This is a genomic window from Streptomyces sp. MZ04 (assembly GCF_004684775.1).
GTDB lineage: Bacteria > Actinomycetota > Actinomycetes > Streptomycetales > Streptomycetaceae > Streptomyces.
In genome coordinates, this window is the sequence record NZ_SRIC01000022.1 from 15,427 (window position 1) to 35,205 (window position 19,779).

At 67.8% G+C, this 19,779-nt stretch carries 19 protein-coding genes; all 19 read right to left on the bottom strand.

Features of this window, described 5'->3' with window-relative positions; translation table 11 throughout:
- Positions 1-37: 37 nt before the first annotated feature.
- Entirely contained in the window at positions 38-658 is a 621-nt protein-coding gene (locus E2651_RS07785) for a hypothetical protein (protein ID WP_135330285.1), read from the bottom strand.
- Complete coding sequence (locus E2651_RS07790; RefSeq protein ID WP_135330286.1) at positions 658-870, bottom strand: hypothetical protein; 213 nt, start codon at positions 868-870, stop codon at positions 658-660. Before E2651_RS07790 ends, E2651_RS07785 begins: the two co-directional genes overlap by 1 nt.
- Before the next feature lie 10 nt (positions 871-880).
- Entirely contained in the window at positions 881-1,549 is a 669-nt protein-coding gene (locus E2651_RS07795) for a hypothetical protein (protein WP_135330287.1), read from the bottom strand.
- Positions 1,546-2,637 (bottom strand): DUF5047 domain-containing protein, encoded by a 1,092-nt coding sequence (locus E2651_RS07800; protein WP_135330288.1) that lies wholly within the window; start codon positions 2,635-2,637, stop codon positions 1,546-1,548. Before E2651_RS07800 ends, E2651_RS07795 begins: the two co-directional genes overlap by 4 nt.
- Positions 2,638-2,640: 3 nt before the next feature.
- The gene (locus E2651_RS07805) at positions 2,641-4,875 is read right to left on the bottom strand and encodes a hypothetical protein (protein ID WP_135330289.1); all 2,235 of its coding nucleotides are present in this window, start codon (positions 4,873-4,875) and stop codon (positions 2,641-2,643) included.
- Between the two features lie 3 nt (positions 4,876-4,878).
- A complete protein-coding gene (locus tag E2651_RS07810) occupies positions 4,879-10,137 on the bottom strand; it encodes a peptidoglycan DD-metalloendopeptidase family protein (RefSeq protein WP_135330290.1) in 5,259 nt (1,752 codons plus the stop codon).
- 21 nt (positions 10,138-10,158) lie between these two features.
- Positions 10,159-10,509, bottom strand: coding sequence for a hypothetical protein (locus E2651_RS07815; protein ID WP_167828728.1), 351 nt, complete (start codon positions 10,507-10,509; stop codon positions 10,159-10,161).
- Positions 10,510-10,565: 56 nt separating this feature from the next.
- Positions 10,566-11,003, bottom strand: a complete 438-nt coding sequence (locus E2651_RS07820; RefSeq protein ID WP_245238645.1) for a hypothetical protein — start codon at positions 11,001-11,003, stop codon at positions 10,566-10,568.
- An 84-nt stretch (positions 11,004-11,087) separates the two neighbouring features.
- Entirely contained in the window at positions 11,088-11,672 is a 585-nt protein-coding gene (locus E2651_RS07825) for a phage tail protein (RefSeq protein WP_135330291.1), read from the bottom strand.
- A gap of 72 nt (positions 11,673-11,744) precedes the next feature.
- Complete coding sequence (locus tag E2651_RS07830; protein WP_135330292.1) at positions 11,745-12,137, bottom strand: hypothetical protein; 393 nt, start codon at positions 12,135-12,137, stop codon at positions 11,745-11,747.
- Positions 12,134-12,463: an HK97 gp10 family phage protein gene (locus E2651_RS07835; RefSeq protein WP_135330293.1), complete on the bottom strand. Its 330-nt coding sequence runs from the start codon at positions 12,461-12,463 to the stop codon at positions 12,134-12,136. The genes E2651_RS07830 and E2651_RS07835 overlap by 4 nt, the downstream gene beginning before the upstream one ends.
- Positions 12,464-12,502: 39 nt before the next feature.
- The gene (locus E2651_RS07840) at positions 12,503-12,865 is read right to left on the bottom strand and encodes a hypothetical protein (RefSeq protein ID WP_135330294.1); all 363 of its coding nucleotides are present in this window, start codon (positions 12,863-12,865) and stop codon (positions 12,503-12,505) included.
- Entirely contained in the window at positions 12,865-13,278 is a 414-nt protein-coding gene (locus E2651_RS07845) for a hypothetical protein (protein ID WP_135330295.1), read from the bottom strand. The genes E2651_RS07840 and E2651_RS07845 overlap by 1 nt, the downstream gene beginning before the upstream one ends.
- 9 nt (positions 13,279-13,287) lie before the next feature.
- Complete coding sequence (locus E2651_RS07850) at positions 13,288-14,319, bottom strand: glycosyltransferase family 4 protein (RefSeq protein WP_135330336.1); 1,032 nt, start codon at positions 14,317-14,319, stop codon at positions 13,288-13,290.
- A complete protein-coding gene (locus tag E2651_RS07855) occupies positions 14,319-15,242 on the bottom strand; it encodes a phage major capsid protein (protein ID WP_245238647.1) in 924 nt (307 codons plus the stop codon). Before E2651_RS07855 ends, E2651_RS07850 begins: the two co-directional genes overlap by 1 nt.
- A gap of 52 nt (positions 15,243-15,294) precedes the next feature.
- Positions 15,295-15,951, bottom strand: a complete 657-nt coding sequence (locus tag E2651_RS07860; protein ID WP_135330297.1) for a hypothetical protein — start codon at positions 15,949-15,951, stop codon at positions 15,295-15,297.
- A 66-nt stretch (positions 15,952-16,017) separates the two neighbouring features.
- On the bottom strand, positions 16,018-16,833 hold the full coding sequence (locus E2651_RS07865) for a hypothetical protein (RefSeq protein ID WP_135330298.1): 816 nt from the start codon (positions 16,831-16,833) through the stop codon (positions 16,018-16,020).
- Positions 16,811-18,271 carry a phage portal protein gene (locus E2651_RS07870; protein WP_135330299.1) on the bottom strand — a complete coding sequence of 487 codons (1,461 nt, stop codon included), beginning with the start codon at positions 18,269-18,271 and terminating at the stop codon, positions 16,811-16,813. Before E2651_RS07870 ends, E2651_RS07865 begins: the two co-directional genes overlap by 23 nt.
- Complete coding sequence (locus tag E2651_RS07875) at positions 18,268-19,497, bottom strand: terminase large subunit (protein ID WP_245238649.1); 1,230 nt, start codon at positions 19,495-19,497, stop codon at positions 18,268-18,270. Before E2651_RS07875 ends, E2651_RS07870 begins: the two co-directional genes overlap by 4 nt.
- Positions 19,498-19,779: the final 282 nt, after the last annotated feature.

The following is a 19,779-nucleotide window of genomic DNA, read 5'->3' on the forward strand; positions in this document are numbered from 1 at the left end:
CCCGACCAGGGGCGCGATGACTGTGCTCTTCTGCTGGTCAGAGGCTGACGATGGTGCCGTTGAAGCCAATCCACGGGGGTTTCACAGAGGACCCGGTGCCGTAGACCTGCAGATAGCCGTCGGTCTGCACGTCGAGCTTCAAGGCGATGCGGTCGGAGGCGATGTCGCTGCAGGGGATCGTCACCGTGCGGAGCGTAGCCGGGCGCACGATCGACGGCAGAGCCGTCGAGTTGATGATGTAGCTGCCAGCCGGAGTCGACGGCCACGACGAGCGTCCGACCGCCCCACGAAGCTGCAATGACTCTTCGCCGCTGATGTTGAGGAGCCGGTACTGGAGTGTGCCGTTGGAGTTGCCGTTCTGCTGAAACCCGGATGCGAGAGAGATCGTTGTCCAGGCTGAGGCGCCTGTGGAGACGGCCACCCACCCAGCTCCGTCGTACACGTCCAGGCGGTTCACGTCCTGGAGCCACGTCTGCATCCCCTCGACCGGAGCTGCGGCGCCTGTGAGGGTCGCGGCCCGGCCGGAAGCCGAGGCGAAGCGCATGACACCGCGCTGCACGATGGCGTTGACGATGTCCTTGGCGAGCTTCCCTGCGTCAGGGGCATCGGTGAGGGCGGCGATCTGGACGTTCTGACCGTAGTCGTCCGTGATCGGCATCAGACCTCCAGGACGGCTGTGGTCACGGGCGAGGTGCGGTGGACGGTGACGGTGTTGGCGCCCTCGACGTCCGAGACCGCTCTGGCCAGCTCCCAGACGAGGGCGGGCATGTCGTCGTCGGTGACGGGCGAGTAGTCGCCTTCGGCGAGGGAAACTTCGAGGCTGGATTCGCCACCGTTGACGACGATCCGGTAGCTGGCAGGGGCAGCCATGACGGCCCTTTCAGTCGAGTGGGTAGCGGATCCCTTTGAGGGAGAACCAGTTGGTCTCTGTGGCACCGGCCGCCGCGCTGATGAGGGAGACGGTGCCGTCGGAGTCGAAGTCGACCTTCACGGAGTGCACAACGGAGGTGGAGTTTGCGACGCCCGTGATGCTGGTGGCGTTGCGGGCGGCGACGAAGGATGCGCGGGCGACGGGTCGGAACTCAGCGGCCAGGGCAGCGGAAAGGATGTTGGTGGTCTGGGCGCCGTTGGCGCGGGTGGCGCCGCCATCCCATTCCATCCACCAGCCGCCCTGCCAGACGGTCTTGCGGTAGCTGATCGGGCCGTTGTTGTTGCCCTGCGTGGTGGTGTTGCCCTGCGTGTATCCGGTGCCGAGCGTCGGCGTCGTCCAGCCTGGATCGCCGGTGCTCATGCGGCCCCATGCCAGCCAGTTGCCGCTGCTCGACTGCGTGAGGGCGATGACGTCGCCGACCTGCGCCAGCGTGTACGTCTCCATCTGCCGAGCCGTAATGCCGTCGTCCGTGATGACCGTGCCGCCAGCGTTGACGGTCTGGACCGTGGCGAGCCGCCAGTCCGAACCCCGCACGCTGGTAGCGGTCGCCCCCGCGGAGACAGCCTGCTGCTGGAGCGCGTCGGCGAGCTGGCGGACCGTGCCGAAGTTGGATTTCACGCGTCCTCCTTCGCCGCGATCGTGGTGATCGGGAAGTCGCCGCCGGTGTCCAACGGCACGCTGAACGACTGCACTTGGTGGAGTTCGCGAGTGCCGTCGGGGTGGATGACGCGGATGACGTCGCCGCATTCCAGCGCCGGGTTCGGCAGGCTGGAGAAGTCGCCGGACGCGTTGGGGGCCTTTCCGGCGATCAGCTTCAGATTGGCCGCCTGCGCGCAGGCGTTGACCGTGGTGAGCGTGCTGGAGCTGTAAAAGTCCGGCCTGCGTCCGTAGGGACCGCCCCAGTAGGTCGGCGAGTTGACGTCGTTGTCGGTGGCGAGGTACTCGACTGGCGGGATGTTTTCCTCGGTGTTCTCGCCGCGGGCCAGGACGCCGTTGAAGACCTTGTCGGAGCTCATGGCCCGGCTGCCCTGCACGTACACGCCGCCCTCCCCAGCAGCGACTTCCCAGACTGCGGGCGTAGCCAGAAGCTCCGGCAGCGCGCTGATGACGAAGACTCCGTCGGCGTTCGTGTAGCACTCGGCGCCGGCCGCGGCCACGATCTCCTGCACTCCTGCCCACGGGTCGGCCTCGACGTCGAACGTCCGGGCGCCGATGGGGCTGTCGACGATGAGGCTGATGACGTCGGCTGTCGGCAGGGAGCGTTGGATGAGCGCAGTGGCGGCGCCGACGACGGTCCCGGTCGCCTTGTACGGCTCGGTGAACTTGTCGTCGGCGACGCACGCCTCCAGCGACTTGCCCTGTAGGGTGACGGGCCCGTCTGTGGGGTCGCCGTCGACGCTGTCGAGACGGAAGACGCCGATCGGGACGAGCTCCTGCGAGCCGTCGCCGTAGCTGACACCGCGCGCTATGCGGAGTCGTGCCCCGTAGGTAGCGAGTTGATCGTTGGGCGTGCGGGGTATCAGCAAAACGTCTGCCGAGGTGACGGTGCAGGTGCGGCGGATCGTCTGCCCGCGGTCCACGGGTACGGAGCCGCCCGTGTGCTCGAGCGTGACCACCGAGCCGTCGTTCTTGAAGAGCTTGACCTCGGTGACGGGTGAATGCGATTCGCCGAGGCGGGGCAGGAATCGGTCGGTGACGGGGTACATGGATCACCCCAGCCTGCGGTCGAGGAGGACATCCTCCCAGGTGGCATACGTGGGGAGCAGATCTCCCCATGTGTCGAACTCGGCGAGGATGTCCTGCCAAGTGCGGCCCGCAGACCCGCTGAGCCCTGTCGTGATCGGCATGTCTGATTGCGTGAGGGGCAGCGTCCAAGCGCGCCAGAGCTCCATCGCCGTGCCACCGACGCGGGCCTCAGGAACGAGTGCGACGCTGACGTACATATCGTCGATGCCCATGCCGGGGACGGCCTGCCAGAGAAGGACATTCCCGGAGTCCAGCAGCCAGTGGAGCGCCTTGCGTTCGTCGTCAGAGCGGGTCCAGACAGCAAGGTCGCCTTCGAGGCCGCCACGGACATCGCTGTGGGTCACGGCGTTACGTCGCCCTTTGACCCGGTAGACCGCCTGCTCGATGGGCCGCTGCCAGTCGGGGGCCTTCGAGATCATCACCCGCATGTTGCGCTGCGGGTTGCCCGGGTCTTTCAGCCAGGCGAGATTGAGGTCTCCGGCGGGGATGGTGAGGGTGTCGGAGCTGCGGGTGCCCGGCGTGGTGGCCCCGTCGGGCCAGAGTTCGATCCGGTACAGGACGGGTACGCCGAGAGGTGCCTCATAGTCCTCGATGATCATCAGGTCGGATGTGATGCGGGTCCGGTCGAGGAGTCCAAGCGGCCCGCGCACCAGGGTGCGGATGCCGTCGAGCCCCTCCCGGTAGACGCTGATGGACTGGCCGACAGCGAGCTCCCGCAGAGTCAGGGTGATGCTGGCGCTCTCCTCCACGACGGTCACCGCGGTGAGCGGCACCGCCAGCCACAGGGCCGCCGTGTCGACGTACATCGCCGAGTTGGTGGCGCCCGCCGTGACGGTGAGCTCGATCGCTCCCTGCGTGGCGTTGGCGGGCACGCTGGCGTCGGTTGACATGGCGTACCAGCTGGCGCCCGGAAACGTGTAGCTGGTGCCTCCCGTGGTACCGAGATCACCGTTGGAGGCGTCGTACCAGCGAACCTTGACGTTCACGGTCCACGATCCGGCGCCGAGGGTGGCGAGGATCTGAGCCCGGTAGCTGGTCCCTGCTCCGCCCGGGGCCGCGAAGCGGCCGGAGCGCACGACGCTGGCCGTCGCGGTCGCCGACGTGATCGACAGGGAGTAGGAGCCGTCGAAGGCGACCTGCCCCCAAGGCGTCGACCGGCCGATGACCGCGACCCCAGAGGGGCGTGTCCACCCGGCGACGCCCTGCTCGAAGCTGCCGTCGGCATAGGGAAGGATCGTCCCGGCCTGGACGATCGGTGCGACGGCGACGACGACGCCTTCGAGCCGCAGTACCTGGCCCCCACTGGCGCCGTTGACGCCCGCCGCCACCCCGCACGTCGCAGCATTCGACGGGGCGATAGCCGAGGCGCGCTGCCGGTACCAGCCCGACCCCGGCATCGGCGAGACGAGCGTCGAACGCGTCGCGCTGATCTGGTTGCCGTTGGCGTCGTAGTAGCGCAGCTCGATCCAGCAGTCGGCCAAGAGTGTTGGCGGGTTGAGGTAGGCGTAGGCCAGGTAGTCGGTGCCCAGGGTGACGGCTGGCCGGTCGGTTGAGACCGCTGCGGCGTTGCCCGCACCGGTCGCGGTGACCGCGATGGTGTGGCCGCCCGCCAGGTAGTTGTCGACCGCCCATGCGGCGACCGGAACCTGGCGGGAGACGCCCGCGTTGACCTCGGCCGTCCACCCGGACGCGTCGACCTCCGCGGACTCCGTCCCGAACGCGAAGAGATTACCGACAGTCCTGATCGGCAACCCCAAATAGACGTTCTCCCAGTACTGATTGACCAACCCGGCCGCCGGGGTCGACGACAGCAGTACCTGCGCTTGCGTCGCCCCGGCCGGCGCCATCCCGGCCACGCCAACCCGGTGCCAGTTACTGGAGGCCGCCAGCGTGGTCAGGGACCAGGTGATCGAGATTTCGGTGCTGGTGGCGCTCAGCCAGCGGATTCCGATCCGCTCGGGGACGACCCCGGCGGCGTCCGCGAACGTCTGGTACGTCGTACCTGCGGTGACGGGGTAGGAGGAGACGGTGCGGGCCTGCATCTCCCCCGCCGCCGCCGACTTGACGACGAGGCAGCCGTCCCCGTTCCGCCCCCCCGTGCCCTTGAGCAGGGTGCAGTTGAGCTTGCTCACCCAGCCGGAGGTGTTCGGGTCAACCGACTCGGTGGTTGCCGACAGGAGATTTCCGGGGATCGGCATGTCTCACCTCCGGCCTGCGGTCAGCGTGGTGGTGAGGTCGGACATGGTCTGCTGCACTTCGCCGCGGACGTGTCCGAGGAAGGCCCCGGAGTCGAGATAGAGGTCGCCCTCGAACTGGCCGCCGCCTCCCGCCGACGGCGACATCGCCAGCCGTGTCAGCGCGCTGGCCTGCGTCGACGTGAAGACCGGCTCCGGACGGCCGGTGCCGTTATAGGCGAGGTTGAGGCCTGGCTCCAGGTATCCGCCCTGGTCGTACCAGTGCGGGCTGCGGGAGAGCCACTTCGAGTAGGCCCGTGACGGGCTGCCGTAGTCGGGGCGGCCCTTGATGTAGCCGAGGCCCCACCGGATCTGGGTTTTCGCGTTCGACCGGTAGTCGGCACCGGCAGACCGCATCTTCGATGCAGGGAGCGCCTGGGGGATGCCGTAGGCCCCTGAGCTGCGGTTTAGTGCGTTCCAGCGCCAGTTGGATTCGCCGGTCCACAGCTTCTTGAGCGGCCCGAACTGGCTCGGGCCCCACCCGTATCGGCCAAGGATCGACTTGGCGTACCGCTGCGCTGCGCCGACTGCGTTGGCGCTGAATCCGCCGCCTCCGGCCGTGAGGTACTTCATGGGGTCGACTGCGCGGCCGTTCTTGCGTGCTTCGAGGTGGAGGTGCGGGCCGGTGACGTTGCCGGTGGCTCCGACGTCGCCGATGCGGTTGCCGCCGTTGACGGCCTTGGGGACGGTGGTGCGGATTTTCGACAGGTGGGCGTACAGCGACTGCAGACCGCCACCGTGGTCGATCATGATGTGGTTGCCGTAGGGGCCGCCACGTGCGGTCTGGGACACGTTTCCGTCGGCGACGGCCTTGACCGCGGTACCTACGGCGGCGGGGAAGTCCAGGCCGGTGTGACGGCCAGAGGACCACATGGAGCCACGCTTACCGAAGGGCGTGCCGTAGCGGGCGTTAACCGGCTTAATCCACTCGCCGCGGCCTTCGTAGCCACCCGCGAACATGCTCGTCGCAGCATCGACGATCTTGTCCTTCAGGCCGGAGATCATCTTGAGTGGGATCTTGCCGACCGCCGTGCCCCACTTACCTGCGGACTCAACCCCCTTGGCAATCTTGCCGACGACGGGCTGGACCAACTTCGTCCACACCTTGGAGGGGTGAACGAGGAGGTCAGCACCGGTCTTGACCCAGTCGATGCCCTTGCCGACGACGTCACGGACGGTGTCCTTCGTCCAGTCCCAGGCGTCACCCAGGACGCCTCCGCCTGCCATCAGCCGCGTGCCCGCAGCTGCGTGCAGAGCCTGCGCCCGGTCCCGGAACTTGGGATCCGTCGGGATGACGTACTCGGGGTAGCGGGGATTACCCTCGCCGACGATCGCGGTCGGCCGGTTGGTGACCATCGGACGCGCAGGCCCGAAGCCTTGGCCGACCGTGCCGCCTGCAGCCAGGAGGTCCGGCCCCTTGGGCATGTGGGGCAGCTTGACGAAATCGGCCACCTTGTCCCAAATGGCTTTGATGCCTTTCCGGTACACGTATTCGATCACGAAATTGACGGGCGCAGCCGTGATCGACTTGATCTTCCCGAAGGCGGTACCGATGGCCTTCCGCGCCGAGTCGAAGGCCTTGCCGACGAGCCGGACTGCAGACTTGATCCGGTCGAAGGCAGGCTTGAGGCCCTTGTTGTACAGCCACGACGCCCGGCTCGCGATGAACCCGAAGGTCGGCCGGATCGCCTTGTCGTACAGCCACTTCGACACATCGCCGATCCCGCGGAACGCAGGCCGCAGCGCGGTCCGGTACAGCCACGTTCCGATGCGGCCGACGAACTTGAAGCTCGCGACGATGCCGTCCGCTGCGGGCTTGATCGCGCTGCGGTACAACCATCGCCCCGTTGCCGCGATGCCGTTGAAGGCAGGCTTGATGGCCTTCTCGTACAACCACTTCCCCGTCGCGCCGATCCCCCGGAACGCAGGCCCCAGAGCCGTCTTCCACAGCCACATCCCGACAGCCGCAGCGAGCCGGAAAGCGATCACGATCGGGGCGACGAGGACTACAACGATGATGGCGACGAGAATCCGCGCGGCGAGTGCGATGCCATCGAACGCGGGCTTGATCGCGTTGCGCCACAGCCACATCGCCCAACGGCCCACCGCTTGCAGGGCTACCGTCACCCCGGTCCGGATGCGGCCGAAGTTCTTGATGAAGGTGACCGCAAAGAAGATCACCCAGCCCAGCGGGCCAGCGCCGAGAAGCACCCACAGGTGATCGCGCACCCACTGGAAGGCGACACCCAGCAGACGAACACCCACCATGATCTTCCCGAAGACAGGCCTGAGCACGGTGTTCCACAGCCACAGCGAGGCGACCTTGATACCGGTCCACGCCGCCTGCACCCCCGTGCGGAACCAGGCGAAGTGCTTGTAGGCGTAGATCACGGAAGCGACGAGCGCGATGATCCCCAACACGATCAGCGTGATCGGGTTGGCATTCATCACCGCGTTGAAAAGGAACATCGCGATGGTCCACAACCGAGTCGCGATGTAGGCGAGATACATGCCCTGGATCAGCCACGGCAGCGTCGTGGCGATCGACGCCAGACCACGGGCCAGCGCGCCGAGGATCTCCAGGATCGGACCCGACAGCGGAGACAGAGCTCTGGCCACCTGATAGAAGGCGGAGCTGATATCACCGAGGGAACGGGCCATGATCGGGCCCTGTTCGGCCGTGTAGGCAAGGAAGCGCTCAAAGGCGGGCGAGCCCTTGAGGTTGGTGCCCCAGTTCGCGAAGCGGCCGGTGATGGCCTGCATCCGCGTCGAGATGGAGTCCATGTGCGGCAGGAAGGCTTGGACGATGCCGCCCATGCCCTTGAACAGGTTCGCGAAGGCCACGCCGAGCCCGATGATCGCGGGCCGAGTGGCGCCCGCCAGGTCCGACTTGAAGGCCTTCCATCCCTCGGACTTGAATCCGCGGGACGCCCGATCCTGCAGCTCACCGATCGCGTCGGCGGCAGCCTTCACGAACGGCGTCAGCCCCGGCAAGCTGTTCTTCAGCCCGTTCAGGGCCCGCGTGAAAATCGGCATGACCTGCGGCTGCAGCGACTTCGACCAATCCCCGAACGCGCCCTTCAGCGAGACAAACGCATCAAAGGTCTGCCGGGCCGCTGGCGTCAGCTTCCCAAGGGCTTCCTGGTACTTGGCCTGCGCGACGGCAGCCTGATCGACGCCCCCGGCCGCCTGCTGCGACGCGGAGGCAATCTGCCGCTGAGCACTGGCAATCGAGTCGGCGGCCGACTGCTGCGCGGCCACCAAAGACTCCTGAGCGCGCGCCACAGACCTGGCGCCGTCCTCCTGAACCTTGGTCACATTGCGCTGCGACTCGGCGACCTTCTCCTGAGCCGCAGCAATGTCCCGCTGCCCCCGAACCTGCTGCCGGGCCGCCTCGGTGCGGGTCTTCCCCAGAGCCTTCTGCTGCTCTGCAACTCCCTGCTCGGCGGCGGCGAGGCGCTCCTGGGCGCTGCGGACCGTGTCGGAGCCTTCGACTCCGGCCTTGTCGGCAGCGCGCTTCTCGCCGGTCAGCCGCTTCGTCTCGGCCTGCTGCTCCTTGAGCCGCTGCACCGCCTGGTCATACGAGAGCTGGGCGCGCTGCTGCTCGAGCGCGGTGGCCTTGGATCCGACGGCCTGCGTCGCCCGTAGCCGGACCTGAGCCTCCTGTACCGACAGCGCCGCATCCCGCTCAGACAGCTGCGCATCCGCCAGCCGACCCGACAGCTCGGCCAGTTCGACGACGGCGTCCTTGCGGGCCTGGGTGAGATCCTGCTGAGCCTGCCGGGCAGTGCGCTGAGCGTCAGCGAGAGAGTCCTCGGCCTGCGAGACGCGTTCAGCGGCGTCCCGCTCCCGGTCCGCGGCCTGCTGCACCGCATCCGCCAACGACTGCCGGGCAGCCTTCACCTGTTGGGAAGCCTGTCGGTTCGCCTCAGCCGACGAGCGGACCGCGTCCGCGACAGAGTCCTCCGCCTGCCCGATCTGCCGTGCCGCATTACGGTGCGCCGAGGCAAGAGACTGCTGGGCGCCCGCCAACTGCAAGGCCTTGGAGGCGCCTTGGCCGCTGGCCTGGCCACCCTTGATGGAGGCAGTCGCCGCAGCGTCCTGGGCGGTCTTCTGTGCCTGCAGAGCCCCTGCGATGCCGACGAAAGCCGGGATGGCGACGGCTGCGAGCGCGCCAACGCCAGCCCCGGCGGCAACAGCCGCCGAGGCAATAGAGCCGATCCCCGCAGCCAGAATCGGTATGGCAGGGATCGCGGCGACAGCACCGAGAGCCACCGTCAGCTGGAACAGCGCGGCGACTGCCTGAGCCGTGCTGACGTCGGTGCGGATGTTGATGCGCTTGCCGTCCAGCGCGGCGATCTGCGCACGCACGACAGCGAGTTGCGCGGCGGCGGCTCCGGTGTCGATACGTACCGCGACGTCCGCATCCGATGCCGACAGCGCCTGCAAGCGGGCCTGGATCGCCTCGACGCGGGCCGTCGCGGTGGCGACGTCCATGTCGACGCCGATCCGCACATCCCGCAGCGCCGTCAGCTGGGCGCGCAGCCGGGCGATCTCCACCTCGGCGGGGGTGGTGTCCGCACCGATGTTGATGTTCGGGAGGGACGCCTCGGCCTGCTGCACGGCCGCCCGCAGCCGCTGCCCGAACGTGCCGTCCGTCTCCACCCGGATGTGGGCGGGGCGCGAGCTGACCTCGTCGATCTGCTCCCGCAGCAGCCGCAGCTGCGCGATCGCCGCCGCCGTGTCCGCACGCACCGCGACGTTCGGGTGGGCAGCACCGATCCGGCGCAGCCGCTCCTCGATGTCGGCGGCCTCCGCGCGAGCCCGCTCGGCGTCGATGTCGATGCCGATGGTCTTGCCAGCAAGGGACTCCAGGCGGGCCCTCAGTCGCGCCAGATCCGCATCGACGCCCGTGTCGGACAGACGGACGTCCAGTTTGGGCATGCTGCGGAAGGCAGCCTCGAGGCGGGCCTTCAGCGACCGGGCAAAGGCTCCGCCCGTTTCGCTTCCCTGCCTGGTCGCGGCGGGCCTGGCGGCGCGGGCACCGTTGTTGACGCCCTGGGTGACGGCCGGGGCGATGTGCTGGGCAATCTGCTGCCCGATGATCCGGCCAACCTCATCGCCCACCCGTCGCGCCGGAGGGACCAGCGCAGCCTGCAGCCGGCCATAAATCCCTCTCGCCGACGGGATGACATCAACTTCGACGGATCCGACACTGATCGCCACGAGGGGCCTCCCCTCGCAGCGCTACGCGGCGCCTCCGTGGATGAACTGGAAGAGACGCTCGGCGGTCTGCTCAGACATTTTCAGCTTCGACTGTCGGGGCTTGGCGCCCGGTCTACGCGCGGGCACTGGCGGCTCGGGCTGGTCGCGCTTGTGCTCCGTGTTGGCGCAGATCGTCACGTACTCCAGGCGCCGGACCGCATCCAGTACGGAGGCTGTGAGCTGTTCGAGCTGGGACCAGCGGCCCTTCTCCGGCTCGCCCTTCTCTGCCTGCTCGGTGAGCTCGTCGTCCGAGAGCTCGTTCCGTAGCGCCGTCATCGTCGACGACTCGGGCGGCAGGTGCTGGATCAGGACCCGCAGCTGCCGCCACGTCATCGCGCCACGGTGCACGTCCAGGACGTCACGCTGATAGAAGCGCCACAGGTCAGCCTCTACCGCCTCCGCGTGCGCCTCGTAGACCTGTTGGGTCCACGCGATTTTCCCGGGCCCTCCGCGACCTGCTCGCTGGCCTCACCGATGAACTCACCGAACTGGGCATTCGTCGGGTCGAGTTCCTCGTACCGCTCATAGTCCTCCGGGTGGATGACGAGCTCAGCGAAAGCATCGATCTGGCCGGAGTTCAGCAGCCGGTTCCACGACTGGCGCCACACGCTGGGCGGCAGAATCTGAACGTCCTCACCGACCAGCTTGGCAGTTACGTAGTGGCCTTCGGCCTCGTCTTCCTGCGCCTCAGCGGCGTCGTCATCGTCGAAGTCCTCTTCAGGCTCCACGTCCGGAGCGACGACGGCAGTCTTGCGGGCCGGCCGGGCGGCGGTGGTCTTCTTGCGGGCGGCGGTCCTGGCATTTGCAGCCATGGCGCGGGCCTCCATTCATGTAGGGCGCGGGCAAAGGGCAGAGGTGGACGGGCCGGGCCCGCGCCGGCTGGCTATGCGACCCGCCCACCAGTCAGAGGGTCAGGAGCCCGTGTAGTCGGGCGTCGCCGGGACACGGTCCGCGTGGTAGACCGTGTTGCCGCTGATGTCCGGGTAGGCGGTGACCGTCCACTCGAAGCCGGCCATCTCGTCCTGCTTGTGAGTGACGTCGCTGCGGTCGGAGATCTCGCCCTCGGGCACGTAGAAGCCCAGAGAGGTCTCGCCGTCGAGCACGACGAACCAGAAGGCGCGGCGGTCCGGCAGCGGGGAAGCGGTCTCCGCGAACGTGGTCAGGCCGCTCGCCGGGGTCAGATCTGCGACAGGGATGCGGTACTGCAGGGATCGCACCGTGGTGCGGCCCGTCTCCCACACGGTGATCTTGAAGGTACGGAGGGACTTCGTGATCGTCGTGCGGATCGGCGAGGTGAACCCCCAAGGGGTGTACTCCTGGCTGTCCTCGTCGAACCCCTGCACCAGGCCGTCGTCCGAGATGGCGCCGAGCGGCTCCCACGGCGGCATGGGCTGAATCAGCGGGTCCCCCGGCGAAGAAGTGCCGAGATCGGCGGTCCAGCCGCCGCCATTCGCGCCGACCTCAGTCAGGTCCGCTGCGCGGGTGATGTTGACCATCGTTGTCTCCAGACATGCGTGAAGCCCGCGCACGGGCGGGATCAAAGGGGTCCGGCGCGGGCCCGCAAACGGTCAGGAGACCGGGTGGCTGTAAATCTGGTAGGTGCCGCCGACGCGGCGAAGGGCGAGGTTCTCGTAGGGGCGGATCGCAGGCAGGGCGATACAGTCAGCGCGTCCGATCACCGCCGTACCGCTGGCCGACCCTCGAATCTCGCCGGTGAGCCAGTGGTGAACCTGGCGGGCGAGGTCGAACGCTGCGGCTCGGGAGGCCGCGTACACGTTCATGTCGACGAGCATCCGGCCCAGCCTCAGGCCGTCGTCGCTCCCGCCGGGGATCTGCTCGAACTGGATCGTCGGCAACTCTTTCAGCAGGTTGTTGTCGAGCTCGTCGCGCACCACCGCAGTCGGGAAGCGGGCCTGAGCACGCGGAATCAGCTCGGCCTCGATGTCGATGATCGCGGTCACTGATTCCGCCCGCCGATCAGGGCGGCACGCAGCAGCACGTGATGGGCGGGGACTTTCTCCGTGCCGTACTCCACCCAGCGGGCGTAGTACGCGGTGTTGCGGACGTAGCCCGCAGCACGATCCCGGCGATGTCCGCCGCGGCGCGTACTGTCCGTCTCCCAGGAAGCTTTGTAGTGGCCCGGATGGGGGCCACCCGCGTCCACGGGAGACGTAGCGATGGCGACGCCCTTGATGACTTCGGCGCGGCGCAGCATCTCTGCCTGCATAGTTGGCATGCGCAGCATCTGCCCGACGCCCTTACGGGACATCTTGAACCGTGCGCCCATGGCCGCCTCCTTGCGCGATCGAGGTGCGGGCGGGGTCGGCTAGCCGGTGACGCGGTCTGCGGCGAACTGGACGGGGCCGCGGGTGCCGGTGAAGGGGTTGCGGCCCCAGTCGCCAGGCTCGCCGGTGATTTCGCACAGCTCGCCGCGGATGCGCACCTGGTCGGTGGTGCGCCATTCGCCGCCCGCCGGGGCGTACACGGTCCATCCGACGATGACGGTGTCGCGGGCCTGCTGGTCGTCCCCGCCGACCTGCGGCGTGGACTGGCGGGGAGCCACGACGCAGCCCTTCACGGGCTGTTCCAGCAGCGGGCCGGGGATGGGCTGGCCTCGCGGATCCCGTCCCGGCGACGGCCCGCGCCGCAGACGCACGACCGTCTCCCCGAACGGGTAGAGGCCGGGCATCAGGTGTACCCCCAGCCCGGCTCGAACTCATCAGGGAACCCGGCATCGTCGATCGGCCACGTCGGCGACGGATCCGCCGTGTCCGGTGTCGGATCGACCGTGAACGCACCGCCCCGCCCGGCCAGCGACTTGAGCGCCGACTTGTCGGCCTTCGTCAGATACAGACCGCCCGAACCCGTCGGACGCTGCACCGACATCGGGCCGATCGTCTCGTAAGACACCTGCTGCGGATTGGTGTAGGCCCGGCCTGCGACCGACAGGACCACGGCCTCGGCGCCCTCAGGGAGAGGTTTCACTACGGTCTGGCAGAGGTTGATGGCCTGCCGGATGAGGAGCGCTGCCCGGTCCCCGCCGATCTTGTCCAGGTCCAGGTAGAGGCCCAGGTCTTCGGCGGTCGGGATTTCGAACGCCACGGCGGCCTCCTAGGCGGGCAGGGCTTCCACGGCCTGGCACCAGGCAGCCAGGTCGGCCGCCGGATCGAGTTCGACAGAGCGGGCCTTGGCGCGCTTGGAGGCCAGCCGGTACTCGGCGGCCGACGCGAGCTTCCGCAGGACCGCCTCATAGCCGTCGATGTCCTCGCGGTCCACGAAGATCCCGGCTTCACCGAGGGACTCGCACAGGCCAGGCGTCGGGTGAGCGACGACGGGGATACCCGACGCCATCGCCTCGCAGCCGACCCGGCCCCACGACTCGTAGGAGGACGGCATGAGCAGCACCCGGGTCCTGGCGTACACCGTCTCCCGCATGCTCTGACCGTCCACATGCTCGACGACCTCGACATTCGGCAGATCGGGCAGGAGCTGTGTGCCATAGGCACCGCGCACCGCGAGGAACTGTTGCTCCGGCATCCTGCGCGCCAAGGCCTCCAACACCTTGCCGCCCTTCTCCAGATTGCAGTTGATCAGAGTGATGGCCTTGCCAGGCTTCGTCGCGTACTCGCCGGCGAACACCGGCGGACGCACGATCAGCGACCGCTCGGGGCGGATCGACTTCGGGTACTCGGCGAAGAACAGCTCCGCCTCCCGCTCCATCCACAGCGAGTTGTAGACCGCCAGAGCAGTCCCGCCCGCAGCGGCATCCCGGAACGTGGGCCTGTGCGTGTTGTGGCACACCACGATCATCGGCTTTCCGTAGCCGCGGGCCATCGACGCGGTCGGCGGGACCGTCTCCAGGTGTGCCAACAGCACGTCAGCCCGGCGGATCGCCGTCGGGAAGTCGAGCCGCGACTCCAGAGGGATGACCTTGATGCCGCGGTACTCGTACTCCTTGTGGGCCTGCCCGTAGCGGGACAGCCACACCGACACGTCGTGGCCGCGCTCCACCAGAGGCCGCAGCATCGACACGAGCATGTGCTCGGCCCCCGCATTGTGCTCCGGCGGGAACGCGTGCACCCTGGCGACGATCTTCAGCGGCTTGGCCGTCCCGCCCGGCGCGGACACCGGGACGGCTGCCATCACGACCCCGAAGGAGTGCCGGTGAACTTTACGAACGCGTCCTGGTCGCCCATGACGAAGCCGTAGTAGGCCTCCGCCAGGATCAACACCAGGTTCTCCTGGAAGGCGCTGTGCACGCCGCCCTCCTCGTCGATGTAGGTGGCCTGGTCGGAGATCCGCACGGTGATGTCCATGCCGACGCCGTAAGCCGCCTGGCTCCAGTCGCCGCCGATTCCACGCAGGCCGGTGTCGGTCGACGCGGACTGGCGGCGCTGCTTGCCCGACACCGACCGCGAGTACGCGAGCGGCTCGCCGATCAGCGTTCCCGCCGCCGCCATGTCGGTGCCCGGCGTCTGCGTGTCGACGAGGATCGGACGCCCCGTGGTGTCCGTCGCCAGCAGCAGCTTGGGCTTCAGCCGGTGGTCGGCGACGGTGCCGGTGTAGTCCCAGTCGTCGTCGATGACCTGCTCCATGCCCTTGACCAGGTCGGCCCAGATGCCACCGTTGGCCTGCGTCGCCGTGCCCAGCGCCACGCTGTTGCTGGTGGCGGCCAGGTACTCGGTGAACGGTCCGGTGGCACCCTTCATGGTCTTGCCGTGGATGGTGGCGTGATCGAAGGCCCGCGCGAAGGCGGTCGGCAAGTCCTTCTGCAGCTGTGTGTACAGGCCGCCCGCGTTGGTCTTCGCGACCTCCATGGCGACCGGGATCAGCACGGCCAGCTTCTTGGCCTGCATCTGCTTCACGTCGACGCCGCCGGTCGACAGGGGCTTCTTTGCCGCCTGCCCGACCCAGTCGGCGGTCGGCACGTCCATCGGGATCGGCACCGACGTGGTGGCATCCAGGGCCAGCGGCGCCGGGCGTGCCAGCGCCATGACCGCGGACTGCTCCACGCTCTTCTCGAAGATCGGGGCGGTGATGGTGCGCGGCAGGAGCGCACCATCCACATTGGAAAGTGTCAGAGGGGCGGTGACCGCCATGATGTCTCTTCTCTCGCAGCTACTTCAGCTGCGTGCTCAGCCACCCGGCGAACTCGTCCTCCGGGCTGGGGGCCTTGGTTTTGTTGGCGCCGGACGCTTGAGTGCGATCCGGTGCGGGACGCCGCGGGCCCTCCGGGGGCTGAGCCTTCGCCCAGTGCGGCTTGCGCTCCAAGAGCGCAGCGAGATCGGCCTCGATGGCCGTCACGTCGACGTCGCCGTCAGAGTCGATGTACGAGGCGAGATCTAGTTCGCCGAACGCGTCCGCCGGATCAGCGAACGCGGCCCGCAATTCCGTCGAGGTGGCGGCCAGGGCCTGCACCTCGCTGCGCACCAGCCGCTGCCGCGTCTTGGCGATCTGCTCCTGCGCCGCGGTCAGCTGCTCGTTGAGCCGCTCCGACTCGGACATGTCCGCCTGCTTGCGCTGCTTCAGCTCGGCCAGTAGCGGCTCGGCTTCCTTCAGGCGCTTGCGGAGGTTCTCGTTCTCCGAGTTCTTCTTGCGGAGCGCCGCCTTGGCGCGCGCCTCGTCGAACGGCTCGTCCTTCTTCTCCGGCTCTGCCTCCTGGGCGTCGCCAGCCTCGGGCGTGTCGTCGTTCGGGGCCTCGACCTCGGGTTCGACCTGCTCGGCCGGCTCCGTGGACTCCTGCGGCTCGGTGATCTGCTCGTTCTCTTCGGGCATGACGAAACGGCCCTCCAGGGGCGTGGGTGGAAATGAGAAAGGCTGCCTCCAGGGCGGCCTCGTTGGTCAGAAAGTTCCGGGGTCTGCCTGCGCGCGCTGCTCAGCCAGGGCTGTGCGGAAGCGCTGGAGCTGCTGTCCGGGATAGGGGGCGGCGAACTCGCGGTAGATGCGGTCCCACTCCCGCGCCTTCGATGACAGCTCGAAGGCCTGCCCCCGGAATACAGGGAGCGGCTGGCAGCGGCAGAAGTTGTGAAACTTGATCACGCTGTCGTCTCCGACGAACCGGTCGTTCGCGTCCTCGCCGACCGCTCCGCGATCTTTATAAACCGCCCCTCGGCTGGACATGAGGGCACAGAACGAGCAGCAGCTAAGAGCGGCAGCGCGCGCGTAGGCCACTGCCCCTCGATCCTGCTCGACGGCCTCGCGGACCGTTTGGCGGCCCGCGTTCAGCACCAGCCGGTCGATCGCGCCGTCGGTCTTGGACATGGCCGCTTCCAGACGGGCATCGAGCGGCTCCTGCTGGGCGAGCGTCGCGTCGGCTTCGTCGCGCGGCCACAGATCCTTCGTGGCCCATCGCAGCGAAGCGCCAACCTGATCGTCCGGTGGTGGATCTGCCAGCGGCGCCGTGAATGAGCCCGGCACGCCGGCTGCGTCCCGCTCCCCGTCGTAGAAGTCGGCGGCGAGCGTCGCGGACACGTCCGCGTAGCGGGCAACGACCGCGATCACGGCCTCAATCCACGTCGGCACCGTCACCTGCAGCCGGTTCGGGTTGATGAGGCGCCGTACACCGTGCAGGTCCCGCAGCAGCAGCGTTGTCAGCCCGGCCTGGGCTGCTCTCCACCGGGAGACGCCTGCACCGTCATCCGAGATCGTCGACGCCAAGGCTAGCCTCCGACGGCTCGGGGCTCGGTCGACTGTCGCCCGCGGAGAGTTCGGCGAGACGGTCCATCAGTGCGCTCCGTCCCGCCTGGCCTGCGGCTCGGCGGCGGTCGGCGGCGACGCGCTGCCGTTGACCTTCCGTCAGTCCGGCCATCTCAAGCGTCACGTCGGAGTCGGGCGGCAGGATCTCGGCCTGCACCAGCTTGACGGTCGCATCGACCTGGGCGGCGATCGTCGGCGTGGCCGGGTTGCGCCATACGGTCTCGATCCGCCGGGTTTTCTCCGGTGGCTCCCCGTCCCGTACCCACAGGGCGAGACGCATGGCCTGCTGCCAAGCGGCACCGTAGCGTCGGATGCGGCGCTCGGAGCGCTTGACCAGCTTCGCTTCGGTGGACCGGATCGCATCTGCGGAGGCCGGGTTGTCGGTGGTGTAGCCGAGCATGTGCGGCGGCAGCCCGAACTGGCTGGACATGATCCGCGCATACAGGTCGATGATCTTCGTCATGCCGGACGGGTCATGCGCCGGGAACTGGCTGACCGTCGGCACGTTGCCGTCTTCGTCCCGCTCCAGCGCCAGGATGCGGCCGATGTATGTCTCCCACGCCGACTTGGCGTTCCCCTCGGCGTCCTGGAACGCAGACTCGGAGGCGCCGAGAATGTAGCGCTGCGGGGCGCCGAAGAACTCGGCGGCCACTTCCATGCCCATCAGGCGCCTGCACGCAGCGTCCGTGACCGACATGACCTCCGGGGTGATCTCGCTCCGGCCGACGCGGTCCGAGGTGCGCTGCCGGTTCGCCATCCGCACCACCGGCACGACACCCAGTTCGTGAATGTCCCGGTCGACGACCTCCCAACTGCCCGACGGCGACGGCAAAGCCGTGATCGTCTGATCTGGCAGGTAGAGGACGATCATTCGTTCCTCGGGGCCCGACTCGACATACCCGTCGGCCTGGCACTCCCGGAGAGCCGCCGTCCCCATCCGCAGACGGGCATCCCACATCAGCGTCATGTCCAGCGGCGACTCCACCGAAATCAACGGCGGAGAGTCATCGTCACCCGAGCCGATCGCCAGATACTCCCGGCCGTACACCAGCGAATCCAGGTGAGCCAGACTCGACTCGTCGTACAGATCATTGGCGTCGGCGATCTCCTCCAGGCCAGAGGAGTCCGCTCCGTCGGCCCACCGGAACGCCTCCAAATCGAGGCGTTCCTCCAGGCTCTCGACACCGACCCTCGGCCAGCCGATCACCGTATGGAGACCCTTGAGCTGCGGCGGAATCGAAATCCCGAGATCTCGAATGAGCTGCTCGCCATTGAAGTACGCGTCCCGCAACTGCAGCTCGTACCGGTCGCGCATCATATCCGCCCGCAACATGTTGATCATTGCGAGCTCGTAGTCCGACAGGTACACCAGCGGGAGTTCGGGAATAGAGAGAGTCACCGCAGCACCACCACCCGTCCCTGTCGCGCCTTTGACCTCTTGCCCAGCCCCTTGGCCATGGCATCCACTCGACACTGCCAGGCAAGGACAGCCGCTATCGCGGCATCGATCTTGCGAGGCGACTCGGGATGTTCCTTCATGATCTGAATGCCCGACCTCGACTCACGCCGGCGGGCATTGAGGATGTGACGCGTCAGCACGCTCGTTCCGTCATGCGTCAACTCGCCGTCGGCTACCGAGGATCGGAACTTCTCCAGAGCACGCACGATCTGTACCGCCCGGCCGCCCGTCATCCACCATTCGATCGGATGGTTCGCGGACGCCTTCACCTTCAGGCGCCTGCCGTGCTTCGCCTCCCAGGCCGCGACGTGCGATTCCCACTTGGCGGGGTCCGCATACATACCGACGACGCGATAGTCCCTGAACGCATCCTCGACAGCGGCCAACACCTCCACCGTCGGGACCTGCCAGTCTGTACCGAACGGCCCTTCCGGCTGCTCCCAGCACCCCAACAGGAACAGATGCCCGTCGCTCACGCGGCAGCCCATCAGGGCCGTGGCATCCGTAACCCCGCGAGACCGGCGCCGCGAACCGTCAAAGCCGAGGACTATCTCATCGGTTGAGTCGACGGCCTTTTCGAGGTCAGCCACGCTGGCCCACTCTGGCTGCGAGATCCACGAGTCCGAGGCGTGCGTGATCTGGTTCAGAAAGTCCGCGCGCGCCACCTGGGGATGAGTTGCGGGGTCCCAGATGTCGGCCACGATGCGCTCAAGGTCAACCCAGCCGCCCGCTACGTCAGCGGAGTCCCCGTATACATGGGCCAGGCCCGCGAGAAGGGATACGCGGTCGGTCAGATCCGTCTCCGGAGGCGCCTCTCGGTGGTCGTAGAGGAGACCGTCATCCCTGGCCCGCCCCTCGACGATGCGCTTCCAGTATTCGGCCGAGTGCTCGGCAACCGAGCCCTCACCAGGGATGAAAGCATTCGGCGATTCGATCGTTGAACCGCCAAGCTTGGCCGCGTTAATCCGCATGACCTCCGCCATGCGAATGCCGCCGTTGGACGGCCGCCACTCCTCGGTCTGGTCGAGGATGGCGAAGACCGCCTTGTTGCCCTTCAGGCTGGACGGCGAAGACGTGACGGGCTCGATGCGGCCCCGCGGAAGGTTCACAAAAGTGTCGAGGGGCTCAAGGCCTCGGTAGTTGTCGAGGGCGGGTCCGTCGAGCATTTCCAGGAGGGGGGCCCACGAGTTCTTGGTTTGAGCCTCACTTACCGCCGCCACCTGAACCAGAGGGGTCCGGACCTCGGACCAGGGCTTGCCTACGGGTTGCCCGTCCGCGTCCCAGCCGTCGAACAGAACCGGCCCTAGCGCTTCCACACACGCGATGGCCGCGAGAAAGGGTGATTTGCCCCAGCCTCGCGGCCGACTGATGACGCCGCGACGGTACTTGCGCCTTCCCGTGACTGGGTTCAGCTCGTAGAACTGAAGTAGGAAGCGTGCCTGCTCGTT

Bases quoted from the DNA above. Each gene is read 5' to 3' on its own strand.
- E2651_RS07785 (WP_135330285.1), bottom strand. From the start codon at position 658: ATGCCGATCACGGACGACTACGGTCAGAACGTCCAGATCGCCGCCCTC.
- E2651_RS07790 (WP_135330286.1), bottom strand. From the start codon at position 870: ATGGCTGCCCCTGCCAGCTACCGGATCGTCGTCAACGGTGGCGAATCC.
- E2651_RS07800 (WP_135330288.1), bottom strand. From the start codon at position 2,637: ATGTACCCCGTCACCGACCGATTCCTGCCCCGCCTCGGCGAATCGCAT.
- E2651_RS07805 (WP_135330289.1), bottom strand. From the start codon at position 4,875: ATGCCGATCCCCGGAAATCTCCTGTCGGCAACCACCGAGTCGGTTGAC.
- E2651_RS07815 (WP_167828728.1), bottom strand. From the start codon at position 10,509: ATGACGTGGCGGCAGCTGCGGGTCCTGATCCAGCACCTGCCGCCCGAG.
- E2651_RS07820 (WP_245238645.1), bottom strand. From the start codon at position 11,003: ATGGAGGCCCGCGCCATGGCTGCAAATGCCAGGACCGCCGCCCGCAAG.
- E2651_RS07825 (WP_135330291.1), bottom strand. From the start codon at position 11,672: ATGGTCAACATCACCCGCGCAGCGGACCTGACTGAGGTCGGCGCGAAT.
- E2651_RS07835 (WP_135330293.1), bottom strand. From the start codon at position 12,463: ATGGGCGCACGGTTCAAGATGTCCCGTAAGGGCGTCGGGCAGATGCTG.
- E2651_RS07840 (WP_135330294.1), bottom strand. From the start codon at position 12,865: ATGCCCGGCCTCTACCCGTTCGGGGAGACGGTCGTGCGTCTGCGGCGC.
- E2651_RS07850 (WP_135330336.1), bottom strand. From the start codon at position 14,319: ATGGCAGCCGTCCCGGTGTCCGCGCCGGGCGGGACGGCCAAGCCGCTG.
- E2651_RS07860 (WP_135330297.1), bottom strand. From the start codon at position 15,951: ATGCCCGAAGAGAACGAGCAGATCACCGAGCCGCAGGAGTCCACGGAG.
- E2651_RS07875 (WP_245238649.1), bottom strand. From the start codon at position 19,497: ATGCTCGACGGACCCGCCCTCGACAACTACCGAGGCCTTGAGCCCCTC.